This window comes from Rhizobium sp. R634 (genome assembly GCF_002211305.1).
GTDB lineage: Bacteria > Pseudomonadota > Alphaproteobacteria > Rhizobiales > Rhizobiaceae > Rhizobium.
Window position 1 is genome coordinate 140,656 of sequence record NZ_LOKW01000003.1, and the last position, 17,635, is coordinate 158,290.

Annotated in this window: 14 protein-coding genes; 11 read left to right on the forward strand and 3 right to left on the reverse strand. The window is 62.8% G+C overall.

The window, feature by feature from the left end:
• Window positions 1–25 precede the first annotated feature (25 nt).
• The 10 genes from phnL to ATY77_RS06425 all read left to right on the forward strand — a co-directional run bounded on the left by phnL (window position 26) and on the right by ATY77_RS06425 (window position 8,792).
• Window positions 26–733, forward strand: coding sequence for a phosphonate C-P lyase system protein PhnL (gene phnL, locus ATY77_RS06380; protein ID WP_088686604.1), 708 nt, complete (start codon window positions 26–28; stop codon window positions 731–733).
• Window positions 730–1,347, forward strand: a complete 618-nt coding sequence (locus tag ATY77_RS06385; protein ID WP_088686605.1) for a DapH/DapD/GlmU-related protein — start codon at window positions 730–732, stop codon at window positions 1,345–1,347. The genes phnL and ATY77_RS06385 overlap by 4 nt, the downstream gene beginning before the upstream one ends.
• A 117-nt stretch (window positions 1,348–1,464) precedes the next feature.
• Entirely contained in the window at window positions 1,465–2,310 is an 846-nt protein-coding gene (gene phnC, locus ATY77_RS06390) for a phosphonate ABC transporter ATP-binding protein (RefSeq protein ID WP_088676442.1), read from the forward strand.
• A gap of 88 nt (window positions 2,311–2,398) precedes the next feature.
• Window positions 2,399–3,304, forward strand: coding sequence for a phosphonate ABC transporter substrate-binding protein (gene phnD, locus ATY77_RS06395; RefSeq protein ID WP_088686606.1), 906 nt, complete (start codon window positions 2,399–2,401; stop codon window positions 3,302–3,304).
• Between the two features lie 64 nt (window positions 3,305–3,368).
• Window positions 3,369–4,328 (forward strand): phosphonate ABC transporter, permease protein PhnE, encoded by a 960-nt coding sequence (gene phnE / locus ATY77_RS06400; protein ID WP_088686607.1) that lies wholly within the window; start codon window positions 3,369–3,371, stop codon window positions 4,326–4,328.
• Window positions 4,329–4,335: 7 nt separating this feature from the next.
• Complete coding sequence (gene phnE, locus ATY77_RS06405; RefSeq protein WP_088686696.1) at window positions 4,336–5,679, forward strand: phosphonate ABC transporter, permease protein PhnE; 1,344 nt, start codon at window positions 4,336–4,338, stop codon at window positions 5,677–5,679.
• Between the two features lie 144 nt (window positions 5,680–5,823).
• On the forward strand, window positions 5,824–6,519 hold the full coding sequence (locus ATY77_RS06410) for a DUF1045 domain-containing protein (protein ID WP_088686608.1): 696 nt from the start codon (window positions 5,824–5,826) through the stop codon (window positions 6,517–6,519).
• Between the two features lie 14 nt (window positions 6,520–6,533).
• The gene (locus ATY77_RS06415; RefSeq protein ID WP_088686609.1) at window positions 6,534–7,673 is read left to right on the forward strand and encodes an alpha-D-ribose 1-methylphosphonate 5-triphosphate diphosphatase; all 1,140 of its coding nucleotides are present in this window, start codon (window positions 6,534–6,536) and stop codon (window positions 7,671–7,673) included.
• Entirely contained in the window at window positions 7,673–8,266 is a 594-nt protein-coding gene (gene phnN, locus ATY77_RS06420; RefSeq protein WP_190237591.1) for a phosphonate metabolism protein/1,5-bisphosphokinase (PRPP-forming) PhnN, read from the forward strand. Before ATY77_RS06415 ends, phnN begins: the two co-directional genes overlap by 1 nt.
• A gap of 19 nt (window positions 8,267–8,285) precedes the next feature.
• Window positions 8,286–8,792: a GrpB family protein gene (locus ATY77_RS06425; RefSeq protein ID WP_088686611.1), complete on the forward strand. Its 507-nt coding sequence runs from the start codon at window positions 8,286–8,288 to the stop codon at window positions 8,790–8,792.
• Between the two features lie 34 nt (window positions 8,793–8,826).
• Here the strand turns inward: ATY77_RS06425 and ATY77_RS06430 are convergent, their stop codons facing one another.
• On the reverse strand, window positions 8,827–11,151 hold the full coding sequence (locus tag ATY77_RS06430; RefSeq protein WP_088686612.1) for a DNA translocase FtsK: 2,325 nt from the start codon (window positions 11,149–11,151) through the stop codon (window positions 8,827–8,829).
• 170 nt (window positions 11,152–11,321) lie between these two features.
• The gene (gene polA / locus ATY77_RS06435) at window positions 11,322–14,321 is read right to left on the reverse strand and encodes a DNA polymerase I (protein ID WP_088686613.1); all 3,000 of its coding nucleotides are present in this window, start codon (window positions 14,319–14,321) and stop codon (window positions 11,322–11,324) included.
• 426 nt (window positions 14,322–14,747) lie between these two features.
• Here polA and ATY77_RS06440 point away from each other — a divergent pair, with 426 nt between their 5' ends.
• Window positions 14,748–15,164, forward strand: coding sequence for a MarR family transcriptional regulator (locus tag ATY77_RS06440; protein WP_088676433.1), 417 nt, complete (start codon window positions 14,748–14,750; stop codon window positions 15,162–15,164).
• Between the two features lie 11 nt (window positions 15,165–15,175).
• Here ATY77_RS06440 and ATY77_RS06445 read toward each other — a convergent pair whose 3' ends face one another.
• Window positions 15,176–17,560: an EAL domain-containing protein gene (locus ATY77_RS06445; protein ID WP_088686614.1), complete on the reverse strand. Its 2,385-nt coding sequence runs from the start codon at window positions 17,558–17,560 to the stop codon at window positions 15,176–15,178.
• Window positions 17,561–17,635: the final 75 nt, after the last annotated feature.

The window sequence follows — 17,635 nt, forward strand, 5'->3', positions numbered from 1 at the left end:
GTTCGCAACCAAGAAAGAGGAAATCATGCCAACGCCCCTCGTCGTTTCCGAAGTCTCGAAAAGCTTCACCATGCATCTGCGCGACGGCATCCGGCTGCCCGTCGTCTCCGATGTCGCCTTCTCTGTCTCATCGGGCGAATGCGTCGTGCTCGGCGGCCCCTCGGGAATCGGAAAGAGCTCGCTGCTGAAGATGATCTACGGCAATTACGCCGTCGATACCGGCCAGATCCTCATCCGCCACGAGGAAGGCATCATCGATCTCGCCTCCGCCGATCCGCGCACCGTGCTCAATGTGCGGCGCGATACGCTCGGCTATGTCAGCCAATTCTTGCGCACGGTGCCGCGCGTTGCGGCGATCGACGTGGTGGCGGAACCGCTGGTGGCGCGTGGAGAGGCAGCCGGAGCAGCACGGGCGAAGGCGGGCGCCTTGCTTGCCCGGCTCAACCTGCCGGAAGCGCTGTGGCAGCTTCCGCCCGCCACCTTCTCCGGCGGCGAGCAGCAGCGCGTCAACATTGCGCGCGGCTTCATCACCGAGCATACGATCCTGCTTCTCGACGAACCCACAGCCTCACTCGACGCGAAAAACCGCGCCGTCGTCGTCGACATGATCGCGGAGAAGAAGAAGGCGGGTGTCGCCCTTCTCGGCATCTTCCACGACGAGGAGGTTCGCGAGGCGGTCGCCGACCGCATCCTCGACGTCCAGCAGTTCTCACCAAGGAAGATTGCCGCATGAGCCGCAAGCTGGGCACCGAGCCCTATTTCCACGAAACGGCTGATGTCAGCCACTCCACCTTCGGGCGCTATACGGAGGTCTCCGAGCGCTGCCGCATCAGCGAGGCCGAGTTCGGCGACTATTCCTACATCATGCAGGATGGCGCCGTCTGGTGCGCGACGATCGGCAAGTTCGTCAATATCGCCGCCGCCGTGCGCATCAACGCCACCAACCATCCGACCTGGCGCGCGACACTGCATCATTTCACCTATCGCGCCGCCGACTACTGGCCGGACGGCGACATGGAGACGGACTTCTTCGCCTGGCGGCGCGCAAACCGCGTGACGATCGGCCACGACGTCTGGATCGGGCACGGGGCGACCATCCTGCCGGGCGTCAGCGTCGGAAATGGCGCCGTCATCGGTGCCGGGGCCGTCGTGTCCAGGAATGTGGCGCCCTATACGATCGTCGGCGGCGTGCCGGCTAAGCTCATCCGGGAACGCTTCCCGAAAGAGATCGGCGAGCGCATGGACAGGCTCTCCTGGTGGGACTGGGAACACGACCAGTTGCGTCTGGCTTTGCAGGATTTCCGCAACCTGAGCGCGGAAGACTTCCTGTCGCGCTACGAGCGCTAGAGCCTCCCTCGGCGAGGGACGATTTGTGACACGACTTACACAAATATGACACGCGAGGTTCACGAAGCGGGACTAATGCGATGCTCATCAGAGCCTGGAATACAAGGGAAGAGCATGATGTTCGAGCTGCAGAATGTCACACGCCGTTTCGGAAGCAAGCTCGCCGTCGACACCGTCACGCTCAGCATTCCCCAAGGCCAGATGGTCGGCATCATCGGCCGCTCCGGCGCCGGCAAGTCGACGCTGCTGCGCATGATCAACCGCCTGCAGGAGCCGAGCTCCGGCTCTATTCACTTCGCCGGCGTCGAGGTTTCCGGGCTTCGCGGCCGGGCGCTGCGCAACTGGCAGCGCGACTGTGCGATGATTTTCCAGCAGTTCAACCTGGTGCCGCGCCTCGATGTTCTCACAAATGTCATGCTCGGCCGCCTCAATCACCGCTCGACGTTTCTCAGCTTGCTTAACATCTTCACCCGCGAGGAGCGCGTGCATGCGATCGCCGCCCTCGAACGCCTCGGCATCGAGCAGACGGCGCTGCAGGCGGCCGGCACGCTCTCCGGTGGCCAGCAGCAGCGCGTGGCGATCGCTCGCGCGCTGATGCAGAACCCGAAGATGGTGCTTGCCGACGAGCCGATCGCCTCGCTCGATCCGCTGAACGCCAAGATCGTCATGGACGCGCTGCGCGATATCAACGAGCGCGAGGGCATCACCGTCATCACCAACCTGCACACGCTCGATACCGCCCGCAACTATTGTGAGCGCATCGTCGGCATGGCCGGCGGCCGCGTCGTCTTCGACGGCAAGCCGTCGGAACTGACGGCCGACGCGGTGAGGGCGATCTACGGGACGGACAGGGACGGGGCCGGCATCGACGAAACGATGACCTCCACATCGATCAACATCGCGCCCGAGCGGGCGGACAATCAATCCGCCGGCGTCCAGCCGCTGGCGCTGGCCGGTCTCTGAGCGGGACGGCCGCGATCGAAGGCCCGCGTCAAGGGCACATTTCTTTGTAACGGGAAGGCCGGGGACACCGGCCGATAGGAGAGAACGCATGTTGAAGAAAGCACTCTTTGCGGCAACGGCGCTGTTTGCGCTCGCCGGCGCCGCCAACGCCGCAGACCTCAAGGAATTCCGTATCGGCATCCTCGGCGGCGAAAACGAAACCGACCGCCTGCGCAACTATGCCTGCCTCGCCGACCACCTGAAACAGGAATTCGGCTTCGAGAAGGTCTCGCTCTTCCCGGCCGCCGATTATGACGGCGTCATCCAGGGCCTGCTCGGCGGCACGCTCGACTTCGCCGAACTCGGCGCTTCCGGCTATGCAGCCGTCTATATCAAGGATCCGAAGGCGGTTACGCCGATCCTGACGACGCAGCAGAAGGACGGCTCGACGGGCTACTACTCGATCGGCCTTGCTCTCAAGTCCTCCGGCATCAAGTCCATCAAGGACGCCAAGGGCAAGAAGCTCGGCTACGCCGATCCGGATTCTACCTCGGGCTATCTCGTTCCGCTGACGCAGATCCCGAAGGACACGGGCATGCCGAACGACAAGTTCTTCGCCTCGACGCAGTTCAACGGCGGCCATGAGAACAATCTGCTGGCCGCCTATGACGGCAAGGTCGACATCGCGGTCGACGACTCCTCCGGCATCGGCGATTTCAAGGACGGCTACACCTCCGGCACCTTCCGCAAGGAAGTCGACAAGGGCGCCGTCGATCCGAACAAGCTCGTTGAAGTCTGGCGTTCGCCGCTGATCCCGAACGGCCCGCTCGTCGTCCGCAACGCCCTCGGTGAGGAGTGGCAGACGAAGCTTGCCGCCTTCTTCACGGCTCTGCCGGCAAAGGATCACAAGTGCTTCACGGCCGTCGAAGGCGGCGACTACCAGGGCTACGCTCCCGTCAAGCATGACTTCTACAATGCCGTCGTCGACGTTCGCAAGGCTGCCATCGGCGGCTGATTGCCTTTCGAAAAGGGGCGGCCGGAAACGGCCGCCCTTTGTCTTATGATCGCGCGAGGCGTCCATGACTATTGCCGATACACAGCCGCATATGCAGAGCACCGAGGAGATCGGCACCGCCTGGGAGCGGATGGTCGCCAGGCGCCGTTTCTACACCGTGCTCGGTCTGGTCATCCTCATTGCTGCTTTCGTGAGCTCCGTCCGCTTCGCCGACGAGAGCAATGCCGGCCATTTCTTCGACCGGCTGCCGCATCTCTTCGACTTCCTGAGCTGGCTCATCCCGAAGGATTGGAACGACGTCTGGCGTGCGCTGTTCGACATAGCGAGCGTCAACGACAAGGGCGGCGAGGAATTCAATTTCGACAAGGGCCGCGTCTATATCTCAGGCGCCTTCTACATTCCCGAATATTTCGAGCTGATGATCGTCACGATCAACGTGGCGCTGATCTCGACGATCGTCGCCTTCATCTTTGCCGTTCCCCTGAGTTTCTTTGCCGCGCGCAACCTGACGCGCTCATGGCTGCTGCGCGTCTTTACCAAACGGCTGATGGAATTCCTGCGCGCCTTCCCCGAAATCGTCATCGCCGGCCTGTTTTCGGCGATCCTGTCGATCGGGCCTGTCGCCGCCATCATCGCCATTACCCTGCACACGATCGGCGCGCTCGGCAAACTCTTCTACGAGGTGGCCGAGAATATCGACATGAAGCCGCATGAGGGCATGAAGGCCGTCGGCGCCAACTGGTGGGAGCGTGCGCGATTCGCCGCACTGCCGCAAGTGATGCCGAACTTCGCCTCCTATGCGCTGTTGCGGCTCGAGATCAACGTGCGCGCCTCGACCATTATCGGAGCCGTCGGCGGCGGCGGCATCGGCGAGGAACTGAAGCTTTCGATCTCGCGCGGCTTCGGCGCGAAGACGATGGCGCTCGTTCTCCTGCTGTTCGTGACAATCGTCGCCGTCGATCAGTTCTCCGCATGGCTGCGCCGCCGTCTCGTCGGCGAGCATGCTTTCCTTCTGCAACATTGAGGCCGCCATGACGGTGATCGACGCAAACCGCATGAACGAGATAAAAGCGCGCTATCCCGAATATTTCCACCGGTCGTTCCGCCAGCGTTTCGGCGGACTGATGATCGCGATCGCGACGCTGCTCTACGGCCTCTACGCCGTCTGGTTCTTCGACCTGCCGAAGCTCTTCGCCGAAGCCCGCTGGGAGCGTGTCGGTATTTATCTCAGCCAATGGGTGAGCTACGACGTTCAGCCGGAATTCCGCATCCAGGACGACGGCTCGATCGAGGTGCGTTATCCCCGTTTCTCGCCGCTCGGCGACAATCCCCACCCCGATTGGCTGGTCAACAATCCCGACGGCAGCGTCACCGTTTCCATCAGCGGCACGAGCCGCACCGTGACCGTCTCGAAGAGCGAGACGATCGTCGCCGCGCATGGCGTCAGCGTCCCCGTCGACGTGTCGAGCGGCGCGCCGAAGGTCCTCGGACCCGTGCCGAGCTGGATGACGGTTTATGACGACAACGTGCTCGCAAATCTCGGCTTTGGCGGCGACGTCAGCATTTCCGTCGACCGCGTGAAGATCCGCAAGCGTTTCATCGGCTGGGCGAACTTCCTGTTCGACCCACAATCGTCCTTCTTCGACAAGCCGGCCGGCGAGGTCGTCAGCCTCATCGTCTCCGGCCCGCGCCTCGAGCCCGACCAGTCCAACCTGTCGCTTGCCTTCGACGACATCTGGAACAACAGCGAATGGCAGCATGGCGACGTCTGGACGAAGCTTTTCCAGACGATCGTCATGGCGTTCCTCGGAACGTTGCTCGGCTCGCTCGCCGCCTTCCCGCTCGCCTTCCTGGCGGCGCGCAACATCACGCCGAACCGCCTGCTGAACCAGATCCTCAAGCGCTTCTTCGATTTCCTGCGCTCGGTCGACATGCTGATCTGGGCGCTGTTCCTGACCCGCGCCTTCGGTCCCGGCCCGCTTGCCGGTTCCGGCGCAATCTTCCTCACCGAGACCGGCACGCTCGGCAAGCTCTATTCCGAAGGCCTGGAGAATATCGACAACAAGCCGCGGGAGGGCGTCAAATCAACTGGCGCTGAGGCCGTGCTCGTCCATCGTTACGGCATTATGCCGCAGATCGTCCCCGTCATCGTCAGCCAGACGCTCTATCAGTGGGAATCGAACGTGCGCGGCGCAACCATCATCGGCGCCGTCGGCGCGGGCGGCATCGGGCTCAAACTCTGGGAAGCCATGCGCACCAACGCCAATTGGGAAAACGTCGCCTACATGGTCATTCTGATCCTGATCGTCGTTTTCCTCTTCGACGCGGCTTCGAACGCGCTGCGCCACCGGCTGATGGGCACGAAAGCGCCCTGACCTATCTGTCCAAAGGTGGTGGCGGCGCTGCCGTCATCATCATTCTGTCACGGAAATCTTTTAGCCGGGAGCCTGCTTGCGGTTCGCCGCCAAATCACTGCACAGTGCGCTCCCCCGTCTCGACGATCCCCAGGATAAAAAGCCTTGCGCTACGCTCTCTATTTTTCGCCGCCGAAGGATGATCCCCTGACCGGCGCGGCCTCGCTCTGGCTCGGCCGCGACGCCTTCACCGGCGAGACCTATCCTGCGCCGGCGCACGAGACGCTGAGTGCCACCGAGCAGTTCGAGCTGACCGCCGACCCGCGACGCTACGGCTTTCACGCCACGATCAAGGCGCCGTTTTCCCTTGCCGCCTCGGTCACCGAGAGGGATCTCATGGCGTTTGCGGAGGAGTTTGCCGCACGCACGCCGGCTTTCGAGATCCCCGAGCTCGTGCTTGGCCAGCTCGGCCGTTTTTTTGCCCTTGTTCCCGGTTCTCTTCATCAACCTCTTCAGGATTTCGCCGCGAAGGTGGTAAAATCCTTCGAGCCCTTTCGCGCAGCGCTCTCCGAAGCCGATATCGTCAGGCGCAATCCGGAGAAGCTCAGCGACAGCCAGCGCGCCAATCTGCAGCGCTGGGGTTATCCTTACGTCATGGAGGATTTCGGCTTTCACATGACACTGACCGGCCAGGTGCCGGAGACACGTGCCGCAGTGATGAAGGCGATCCTGGCCGAACGTTTTGCCGGTTTCACCGGCCGGCCGCTTTTGATTTCCGGCCTTGCCGTCTTCACCGAGGAGACGCGCGGCGCCCCGTTCAAAGTTCATTCCTGGTTGCCGCTTGCCGGCGCCAAACGCTGAAAGATCAGACGCCCATGAGCACAGAGACCGTGTTTTCCAATGCCCGCATCGTTCTCGAGGACGACATCCTCACAGGCTCGATGCTCATTCGCGACGGCAAGATTGCCGATATCTCCGAAGGCAATTCGGTAGCCGGCGAAGATTTTGATGGCGATTACATCATTCCGGGCCTCGTGGAGCTGCACACCGACCATCTCGAAGGCCATTACCAGCCGCGTCCCGGCATCCGCTGGAACAAGACGGCCGCGATCCAGGCGCACGACGCCCAGATCGTCACATCGGGCATCACCACGGTCTTCGACTGCCTGCGCATGGGGGCCGACGAGGACGGCGGTTTCGAGCATGGCGAGATGCGCGAGATGGCCGATGCCATCCAGGCGGCGGAGAAGGAAGGACGGCTGCGCGCCGAGCACCTCATCCACCTGCGCTGCGAGGTCTCGGCCGACAATGTGCTCGAGCATTTCGCCGATTTCGAAAAGGACCCGCATGTACGGCTCGTCTCGCTGATGGATCATGCACCCGGCCAGCGGCAGTTCCAGACAATGGACCAGTACATTTTCTACTACCAGAAGAAGCGCGGCTTGAGCGACGAGGTCTTCGCCCGCTTCGTCGCCAAACGTCAGGCCGAATCGGCGCGCAATTCGACGCCGCATCGCAACGCCATCGCCAAGGTCTGTGCTGAGCGCGGCATCACCGTCGCAAGCCATGACGATGCAACGCTTTCGCATGTCGACGAGGCGATCGACAACGGTGTCCGCCTTGCCGAATTCCCGACGAGCTTCGATGCCGCTCGGGCCTCGCACGAGCACGGCATGAGCGTGCTGATGGGCGCGCCCAATATCGTGCGCGGCAAATCCCACTCCGGCAATATCGCCGCCCGCGATCTCGCCGAAATGGGCGTGCTCGACGTGCTATCCTCCGATTACGTGCCGCTCAGCCTGCTGCACGCGCCTTTCATCCTCGCCGACGAGGTGGAGAGCATCACGCTGCCGAAGGCGATCGCCATGGTGACGTCGACGCCCGCCCGTACCGTCAGCCTCGACGACCGCGGCCGGATCGCAACCGGGCTGCGCGCCGATCTCGTGCGCGTTCACCGTTCGCATGGCGTGCCGGTGACGCGCTCCGTCTGGCGCCAAGGACGCCGTGTCGCATGATGCCGCACGAACCGCATCCCGGAGCCGGCGCCGAGCACGGCATCATGGTCGTCGTCGTCGGGCCGAGCGGCGCCGGCAAGGACACGCTGATGAAGCTTGCCGCCCGGCATTTCACCGGCCGCGCCGATGTTCATTTCACCCGCCGCGTCATCACTCGTCACCGCGACGCCGGGGGCGAGGATCATCTTTCCGTCTCCCTCCAAGGCTTTGCAGCCATGGAGCAGTCAGGTTCCTTCGCCGTCTGGTGGGAAGCGCACGGCCTGAAATACGGCATTCCGGCCGAGGTCTCGGTGGCGCTGTCGAAGGGCCATATCGTCGTCGCCAACGGCTCGCGCTCCGCGCTTCACCGCTTCCAAGCCGCCTTCCCGCGGCTGAAGGTGATCAACGTCACCGCCCGCCCCGAGGTACTCGCCGGCCGGCTGGAGGCGCGCGGACGCGAGACGCATGAGGATATCATGGCGCGGCTCGCCCGCGGACCGCTGACGGTGCGTGGCGAATACGACGTGACGGATCTCGACAATAGCGGCTCGCTCGAAGAGGCCGAGCAGAAGATGATCGAGATCCTGGACGGGCTCCTGGCCGAGGTGCACTGACCGCAAGCGAGAGACCAGCATGCGCGCCATCAAAGTTGTCGATTACGACCCTTCCTGGCCGCTGCTTTTTGACGACATCAGCGCCGAGGTCTCCGTCCTGCTCCCGGGCCTCGTGCTTTCCATCGATCATATCGGCAGCACCTCCGTGCCTGGCCTGGCGGCCAAGCCGAAGATCGACGTCGATGCGGTGGCAATTTCCGACGATGCGCTGCAGACGGCGATCGAATTGCTGCGCACCGCAGATTTCACCTTTCACGGCGACCTTCATGGAGAAGGCCGATGGGTCTTCACCCGGGACTGTGAAGGGTACGGGTTCAAGCTCTATCTTTGCGGACCCGATAATCGCGCGCATCGGCAACGCATCCTGTTTCGCGACTACCTCAGAGATCATCCCGAGAGAGCCACGGCCTATGCCGACCTGAAACGGCGGCTGGCTGCGCAGGCAGACGGTGATTGGGACATCTATACCGTCGGAAAGACCGAATTCGTCAGCGAGACCGTGCGATTGGCGGCGCTGAGACCGTGAGACGGAATGCACCCGCACTCAGTCCCGCCATCGATCAGTCGCCCTCGCCTCGTCCCGATACAATCTCGCGCTTGCCGACGTGGTTAGCCGGTCCGACGAGACCTTCTTTTTCCATGCGCTCCACCAGGGAGGCTGCGCGGTTGTAGCCGATGCCGAGGCGGCGCTGGATGTAGGAGGTGGAGCATTTCTTGTCGCGCATGACGACTTTCACCGCCTGCTGATAAAGCTCGTCGCCGTCCTCGGCGCCCATGGCGCTCTTGTCGAACACCGCGCCGCCCTCTTCCTCTTCCGTCTCTTCCTCCTCATCGGCGGTGACGGTGTCGAGATATTCGGGGCGTCCCTGCGTCTTCAGATGGGCAACGACCTTTTCGACCTCGGCGTCCGACACGAAGGGGCCGTGAACGCGGGCGATGCGTCCGCCGCCCTGCATATGCAGCATGTCGCCCTGGCCGAGCAGTTGCTCGGCGCCCTGTTCGCCGAGAATGGTACGGCTGTCGATCTTCGAGGTGACCTGGAAGGAGATGCGGGTCGGGAAGTTCGCCTTGATCGTGCCTGTTATGACGTCGACCGAGGGGCGCTGCGTCGCCATGATCAGGTGAATGCCGGCGGCACGCGCCATTTGCGCGAGACGCTGGATCGCACCTTCGATCTCCTTGCCGGCGACCATCATCAGGTCGGCCATCTCGTCGACGATGACGACGATATAGGGCATCGGCGCCAGATCCAGCTCCTGCTGCTCCTCGATCGGCGCGCCGGTCTGCCGGTCGAAGCCGACCTGGACCATGATGTGGACGGTTTCGTCCTTTTCGCGCGCCTGCGCCACACGGTCGTTATAGCCGTCGATGTTGCGTACGCCGAGGCGCGACATCTTGCGATAACGCTCCTCCATTTCACGCACGGCCCATTTCAGCGCCATCACCGCCTTCTTCGGATCGGTAACAACAGGCGTCAGCAGATGCGGAATGCCGTCATAGACGGAGAGTTCGAGCATCTTCGGATCGACCATGATCAGCCGGCACTGCTCCGGCGTCATCCGGTAGAGCAGCGACAGGATCATCGTGTTGATGGCGACCGACTTGCCCGAGCCGGTGGTGCCGGCAACGAGCAAATGCGGCATCTTGGCGAGCTCGGCAATGACGGGCTCGCCGCCGATGGTCTTGCCGAGGCCGAGCGCCAGCTTGTAGCCGCTCTTCTCGAAATCCTGGCTTTCGATCATCTCGCGGAAATAGACGGTTTCACGCGTGACATTCGGCAGCTCGATGCCGATGACGTTGCGGCCCGGCACGACGGCGACACGGGCCGAAAGCGCCGACATCGAGCGGGCGATATCGTCGGCAAGGCCGATGACGCGCGACGACTTCACGCCCGGCGCCGGCTCGAATTCGTAGAGAGTGACGACGGGACCGGGGCGGACATGGATGATCTCGCCCTTGATGCCGAAATCCTCCAGCACGCTTTCCAGGAGGCCGGCATTCTGCTCCAGCGTCTCCTGTGACATGATCTCGCCAAGGCGTTCCGGCGGCTCCTGCAACAGGGCGCGCGGCGGGAACTCATAGCCTGACGGATCGACCTTTTCCGGCCTTGCCGCAAGACGCGGCGACGGCAGGACCGCCGCGACGGGCGGCATCTGACGGGGGGCCGGTGCAGCCTGAGCTACAGGTGCAGCTTGAGGAACGGGTGCTGCCTGAACCGCCGGCGCGACGGGCACTTCGGGAGCCGGGGCGGGTCTTTCCCGGGATAGCGTCGCGGGCGGGCGCACGGCGGGCCGCACCGGCGCTGCAACCGGCGGCTGGACCGGGCGGGATGCGGCGGGCGTGATTTTCGGTGCGCCCGGACGCCATTCCATGACGCGGAACAAGGAGGTGATCGATTCTGGGGTGGTCTCGATCTTCGGCAGAATGATTGCGGGCGCGCGGACCGGCTCGGCCTCCTCGAAGGCCATGACTTCCCAGAAGGCAAAATCCGAAATCGAAGACAGCTCGGACGCCGCACGCAGGCCCGGCGCTTCAGCTGCGACGGAGAGCGCCGGCTGTTGAGCCTCGACCACGGGAACAGGCGCCGGGGCAAGCTCTTCCGGTTCCGGCAGGTAAATGTCGAAGGGCACGTCGACGGCGACCGGCTCGATTCGGATCGCCTGCTGTGCAATCTGCGAATCATCGCGAACGGGTTCGTTCGGCGCCCGGCGCCGGCTGATCAGCGTCTCCGGCGTTCGGGTGAAACGAACGTTCGGCGCCAGTGAAAAATTGCTCTGCCAAATCGGCGCCGGCGGTCTTTCGCCGGCATCTTCCTCTCGAAGCTCAGTTTCAAGCCCGCTGGAAAAATCTGCGGCATCCGTCAAATTGGTTCTAGGAAAACGCATGCGTCCGCTACTCACTCACGCTTGGCAAATTACGACCCTACCGGGATAGAAAAGGAAGGTTAATAAGTTCCTTCCAGCCGTATCGTTCCGACACGGCTTCCGGGCATAAGTTGCTGCGATTTCAATGAATTGGGAAAAGCGGAAAAATCTTCGCTTTTTTCGGGACGTGGCTAGTGCGCCTCGTCCCAATTGGTGGCGGCGCGCGCATCGACCTTCAGCGGCACGCGCATTTCGAGCGCCGGCATGGTGGCATTTTCCATGACCGAGACGATGATGGGCATCGCCTTTTCGACATCCTCGTCCTCAACTTCGAAGATGAGTTCGTCATGCACCTGAAGCAGCATGCGAACGCGCTCGGCAAGGCCGGCTTCCGCGAGCGCCGGCTCCATCTTGATCATCGCCCGGCGGATGACGTCCGCCGCCGAGCCCTGGATCGGGGCGTTGATCGCCGCACGTTCGTTGAAGGCCCGCACGGACGGATTGGAGGAACGAATCTCCGGATAATTGATTCGCCGGCCGAAGATCGTTTCGACATAGCCCTTGTCGCGCGCCATCGCCTTGCGGCTGTCCATATAGTCGCGGATGCCGGGGAAGCGCTCGAAATACTTCTTGATGTAATCGCCGGCCTCCGAACGTTCGATCGAAAGCTGGTTGGCAAGCCCGAAGGCCGAGATGCCGTAGATGATGCCGAAATTGATCGCCTTGGCGCGGCGGCGTACCTCGCTCGGCATGCCTTCGACGGGCACGCCGAACATTTCCGACGCGGTCATGGCATGGATGTCGACGCCATCCTCGAATGCCTTGGTCAGCTGCGGGATCTCGGCCACATGGGCAAGCACGCGCAGTTCGATCTGGCTGTAGTCGGCGGAGATCAGCTTGTGGCCCGGCGTCGAGATGAAGGCGGTGCGGATCTTGCGGCCTTCGGCGGTGCGCACCGGAATGTTCTGCAGGTTCGGCTCGGAAGAGGACAGGCGCCCGGTCGTCGTCGATGCCAGCGAATAGGAGGTGTGAACCCGCTTGGTTTCCGGATGGACGTAGCCGGGCAGCGCGTCGGTATAGGTGGATTTCAGCTTGGTGAGCTGGCGCCAGTCGACGATCTTGCGCGGCAGTTCGAAACCGGCGGCGGCGAGGTCCTCGAGCACCGAAGCGGAGGTCGACCATTGCCCGGTCTTCGTCTTGCTGCCGCCGGCAAGGCCCATCTTGCCGAACAGGATATCGCCGAGCTGCTTCGGCGAACCGATATTGAAACGCTCGCCGGCCAGCTTGTAGATCTCATCCTCCAGGCCCGCGGCGCCCTGGGCGAGCTCGCCGGAAAGGCGTGACAGGATCTGCCGGTCGACGGTGATGCCGCGCGCTTCCATGTGCGCCAGCACCGGCAGCAGCGGCCGCTCCAGCCGTTCGTAAACGCTGGTCAAGCCCGCGGCCGCCAGCCTCGGCTTCAACACCAGCCAGAGGCGCAGCGTCACATCGGCATCTTCGGCGGCATAATGGGTGGCGCGGTCGATATCGACCAGATCGAAGGTGACGTTCGCCTTGCCGCTGCCCGCCACATCCTTGTAGGGGATGGGCGTGTGACCGAGGAATTTTTCCGAGAGCGGGTCCATGCCGTGGGCGCCAGTGCCGGCGTCGAGCACGTAGGAAATCAGCATCGTATCGTCGAAACTTCTGGTCTCGACGCCGTATCGCTTCATCAGGAGGTAATCGTATTTCAGGTTCTGGGCGACCTTGAGAACCGATTCGTCCTCCAGCAAGGCCTTGAGCCGCGGCAGGGCATCGCGCATCGGGATCTGGTTTTCGGCAAGGCCGCCGCCAAGCAGATCGCCGACGCCGTTCTTGTGGGCAAGCGGCACGTAGGCGGCGCGGATCTTCGTGCCGGTGGGATCGGCGACATTGTCGGCAATCGCCATCGAGAAGCCGACGAGCTCGGCCTGCATCGCATCGAGCGACGTCGTCTCGGTATCGAAAGCGACGAGGCCGGTATCGCGCGCATCGGCGATCCAGCGATCGAGTGTCGCGAGATCGCGGATCGTCACATAGGCGGAATGATCGAAGGGCAGCGTCGCGAAGGCCTCGGCCCGCGTCTTGGCGAGGTCCGCCGGCGAAAAAGCGCCTTCGACGGCGGCCTTCGCCTTCGCACGCTGCGGCACCGGCACGGCTTCACCGGCAACGTCAGGGATGCCGCCGGCGACCGGTTCCGGCTCTGCCGCACTGAGATCGGGACCGTGGGCCGCATCACCCCATTCGATGCGCACGACCGCCGGTTCGATGGCGCTCGCATCGCAATCGCAAACTTCGGCGACCCGGCGCGTCAGCGTGGTGAATTCCATCGCCTTGAGGAAGCCGATCAGCTTCGGCCCGTTCTGCGGTTCCAGCACCAGCGCATCGAGATCGAGGTCGAGCGGAACATCGGTGCGCAGCCGCACGAGTTCGCGCGAAAGCTTTGCCATGTCGATATTGGCGAGGATCGTCTCGCGGCGCTTGACCTGCTTGATCTCGGTGGCGCGTTCGAGCAGCGTGTCGAGGTCGCCATATTCCTCGAGCAATTGGGCGGCAGTCTTCGGGCCGATGCCGGGAATGCCGGGGACATTGTCGACGGAATCGCCGGTCATCGCCTGCAAATCGATCATCTTTTCCGGCGGCACGCCCCATTTCTCGACGACATCGGGAATGCTGATCTGCTTGTCCTTCATGCTGTCGTACATGTGGACATTCGGTGTGACGAGCTGCATCAGATCCTTGTCTGACGAGACGATGGTGACATCGGCGCCCGACGCCTCGGCCAAGCGGGCGTAAGTGGCGATGATGTCGTCGGCCTCGAAGCCTTCGGTCTCGATGCAGGGCAAGTTGAAGGCGCGCGTCGCCTCTCTTATGAGGCCGAATTGCGGAACGAGTTCTTCCGGAGGCGCCGAGCGATTGGCCTTGTAGGCATCGTAGAGATCCTTGCGGAACGTCTTGGCCGAATAGTCGAAGATGACGGCAAGATGGGTCGGCGTGACGCCGACATCCGTATTGCGCGCATCTCTCAACAGCTTCCACAGCATGTTGCAGAAACCGGAAACGGCGCCGACCGGCAGGCCGTCTGTTTTGCGCGTTAGCGGCGGCAATGCATGAAACGCCCGAAAAATGAATCCGGAACCGTCGACTAGGAAGAGGTGATCGCCTTTTTTCATGCGTGCATGGATAGCGCGGGCACGGGACGAGGTCCATATAAAGTTCGAACGCCTGAGATTATGGGCGTTTGAAATCCGAGAGATTTCTGCTCACCAAACTGTTACCGATTTGTAACGTAGCGTTACCCTTGAAAAACCACATTCGTAGTCACAAATCCATGTCACCGGCGCTTGATGTGCCGCGGGTCTGATCACCGGCTTGTCCCCCGCCGCGTCAGGCTTGGACAAAGGCCTTATCCCCCTCTCCGGGCCTTTGTCCTCACTATCAAGCCGCCATGGCCAACCTCCAGGCCATGGCGGCTTTATGTTTTTTGCAGCCACTCGAAATTATGATCTCGGCTCATATGTTTTGGATCATCCTGGGCGATTTGCTGCATTGTCTCCGGCATGCTTTTGAGCCAACTTGCAATCATGGGATTTAACCGCATGGATTCGGGAGCTTACCTTGCCAGCCAGTTGGCGAAGGGTTTCGCCCGCTCGCTGCACCAGCGCGCGGTCGGGCTTGGTTTTTCTCCGGGCCAGTTTCCCATCTTGCTGGAGCTTTGGGCCGAAGACGGACTGACCCAGAAACAGCTTCTCGAACGGGTCGACATCGAGCAGGCGACCATGGCCAATACGCTATCGCGCATGGTCCGAGACGGATTGATCGAACGGCAGCCGCATCCATCCGACAAGCGGGCGCAACTGATCTTCCTGACGCCGAAGGCGCGCGCCATGGAGGCGGAGGCGATCGAGACCGCGCGCGAGGCCGACCTTGCGCTGTTCAAAGGTTTTCGCTCTTTCGAGCGTGAACTGACGCTTGAATATATCCGCCGGCTCCTGGAAAACGCCAAGGCGCTCTGACCAAATTAAGATCATTCGCTGACGAGGCTTGTGCGCCATCGCGGCGGCACGCCGGTTCCGGCCTGCTTGGGCATGAAGCCTTGATGAGCGGCAAGCTTTACGCTCGGCTCGATATCCGGCTCGCCGAGCAATATGCCCTGCACCTGCGCGCAGCCTTCCTCGACGACGATCCGGCGCTGCACCTCGGTTTCCACGCCCTCGGTGACCACGGGCATGCCGAGGCTGTGGCCGAGACCGATGATGGCGCGCACGATCGATCGTGCCGTCGCGTCATGCTCCAGCACGCCGGTGAAGCTGCGGTCGACCTTGATCTTGTCAAAGGGGAACGAGCGCAGGTTGGAGAGCGAGGAGTAGCCGGTGCCGAAATCGTCCATGACGATGTGCACGCCCAATTTGCGCAGGCGCTGCAGCGTCACCATCACCCGGTCGCGATCGCGGATCAGGGCTGCCTCGGTGATCTCGAGTTCCAGCCGATCGGGCGCGAGTCCCGTCTCGGCGAGGACCGCCCCGATCCGCTCGCACAGATTGGGCAGCATGAACTGCACCGGCGAAACATTGACTGCAATCCTGAGGGGCTGCGGCCAGCGCATGGCCTCCATGCAGGCCTGCTGCAATATCCATTCGCCGAGCTGGACGATCGAACCGCTTTCCTCGGCGATCGGGATGAAGACGTCCGGTTCGGTCATGCCGTGGCCCGGCCGGTGCCAGCGCATCAGGGCCTCGTAGCCGCTGATCTCGCCACTCTGCGCGTTGAGGATCGGCTGGTAGCTGACATGAAGCTGGTTGCGGATGATCGCATGGCGCAGGTCGCTCTCGATCTGGCGGCGGTTGCGCGCCGCTTCGTCCATTTCCGCGTCGAAGAAACAGGCCTGGCCGCGGCCGTCGTGCTTGACGCGGTAGAGCGCGGTATCGGCATTGTTGTAGAGTTCTTCAGCCGTGCTCCCATCCCTGGGATAGAGCGCGATGCCGAGGCTGACGCCGACTGCGGTCGGATCCCGGGCCGTGTCCATCTCGGCGGCGAATTCGCCGATGATCGCAGCCGCAAGCCTTTGCGCTGACGCCGGCTGCTGCGCGGCGGGCTGGATGACGGCGAATTCGTCGCCGCCGAGGCGGGCGATCGTATCGCTGTCACCCGCCACCCGGCGCAGGATCGAGGCCACCTTGCAGAGAATGCGGTCGCCTTCGGCATGGCCGAAGATATCGTTGACCGCCTTGAACCGATCAAGGTCGAGAAGGAACAGCGCGACCTCGGTGTTCTTTCGTTCGGCCACTTGCAGCGCCTGCCGGATGCGGGTGTCGAAGAGCGACCTGTTCGGCAGATCGGTCAGCACGTCGTGGTGGGCGAGATGCTCGATCATCTCCTCGGCCTGCTTGCGCTCGGTGAGATCTCGTACCGCCAACACCTCGCAATTGCGGCCACGATAAACGATCCTGCTGCTGGTCGCCTCGACGGCAATTTCCCTGCCGGCGCGTGTGTTCAGCAGCGTCTCGCCGGGCCTGTTCTCCCGCGCTCCCTGAACGACCGTCAGGACATCCGAGGGCGCCTTGCCCAAGAGGGCGGCCAGCGTCCAGCCTGACAAGGCCTGGAACCGCTCGTTGGCGTCGATGATCCGGCCTTCGCGCAGGATCAGCAGCCCCTCTTGCGAGGCATTGGCAAGTCCGCGCAGATCCGTCAGATGGCTTTGGACGAAGACCACGGCAAGGACGACCAGGATGAGAGCGGTTGCCGCCACCACGACGATGGCGGCGAGCACCCTGGTGTCGAGCACCAATGTGGGAACCTCCTTGCCGGGGTCCGGCACGAGCGTAATGCTGCCCATCGAGATGAAGTGGAGCGTGCAGATGGCGAGGACGAAGACCAGCGACGAGGTCAGCAGCCGCCGTATGCCCTTCAAAGTGAAAAAGATATGGAAGGCGGCGCTCGCCAGAAGCATTCCGGCCAGAACCGCTGTCAGCGTCATCACGGGATCGTAGAGGATCACCGCCTGCGTCTCGATCGCCTGCATGCCGGTCAGGTGCATGGCGGCAATGCCGAGCGCCATCAGGACGCCACCGCAAATGCGGGAAAATCGTCCGTCGCGTTGCGTGGCGGCGAGGATCGCCACCCACGAGCTTGCGACCGACAGAAAAAAGGAAAGCAGTGTCAGGTCGAGTGCGTAGCTGATCGGCGTGCCGCCGTCATAAGCGAGCATTGCGATGAAATGCGTTGCCCATACGCCGGTGCCGAAGGCAAAGCCGGATGCGCCGATCCAGAGCTTGCGCCGCCCAGCGTCGCACTCCTGCGCACGGGAAAGCAGCAGCATCGCCGCCATGGTGCCAACCAAGCAGACAGCGGCCGCCACCAAGACCAGCCGCCAATCGTGATAGTCGCGAATACATGCAATGACCGAAAACATCTGCTCCCCCCGAACAGCTTGCTTCGGCCGATGCTATTTAGCTTGTGCTAAATAACTGTAAATTGAATTAGAACT

Coding starts and splice junctions, on each gene's coding strand:
- ATY77_RS06415 (WP_088686609.1), top strand. CDS start 6,534: ATGAGCACAGAGACCGTGTTTTCCAATGCCCGCATCGTTCTCGAGGAC.
- phnE (WP_088686607.1), top strand. CDS start 3,369: ATGACTATTGCCGATACACAGCCGCATATGCAGAGCACCGAGGAGATC.
- ATY77_RS06385 (WP_088686605.1), top strand. CDS start 730: ATGAGCCGCAAGCTGGGCACCGAGCCCTATTTCCACGAAACGGCTGAT.
- phnC (WP_088676442.1), top strand. CDS start 1,465: ATGTTCGAGCTGCAGAATGTCACACGCCGTTTCGGAAGCAAGCTCGCC.
- phnE (WP_088686696.1), top strand. CDS start 4,336: ATGACGGTGATCGACGCAAACCGCATGAACGAGATAAAAGCGCGCTAT.
- polA (WP_088686613.1), bottom strand. CDS start 14,321: ATGAAAAAAGGCGATCACCTCTTCCTAGTCGACGGTTCCGGATTCATT.
- phnD (WP_088686606.1), top strand. CDS start 2,399: ATGTTGAAGAAAGCACTCTTTGCGGCAACGGCGCTGTTTGCGCTCGCC.
- ATY77_RS06425 (WP_088686611.1), top strand. CDS start 8,286: ATGCGCGCCATCAAAGTTGTCGATTACGACCCTTCCTGGCCGCTGCTT.
- ATY77_RS06440 (WP_088676433.1), top strand. CDS start 14,748: ATGGATTCGGGAGCTTACCTTGCCAGCCAGTTGGCGAAGGGTTTCGCC.
- phnL (WP_088686604.1), top strand. CDS start 26: ATGCCAACGCCCCTCGTCGTTTCCGAAGTCTCGAAAAGCTTCACCATG.
- phnN (WP_190237591.1), top strand. CDS start 7,673: ATGCCGCACGAACCGCATCCCGGAGCCGGCGCCGAGCACGGCATCATG.
- ATY77_RS06430 (WP_088686612.1), bottom strand. CDS start 11,151: ATGCGTTTTCCTAGAACCAATTTGACGGATGCCGCAGATTTTTCCAGC.
- ATY77_RS06445 (WP_088686614.1), bottom strand. CDS start 17,560: ATGTTTTCGGTCATTGCATGTATTCGCGACTATCACGATTGGCGGCTG.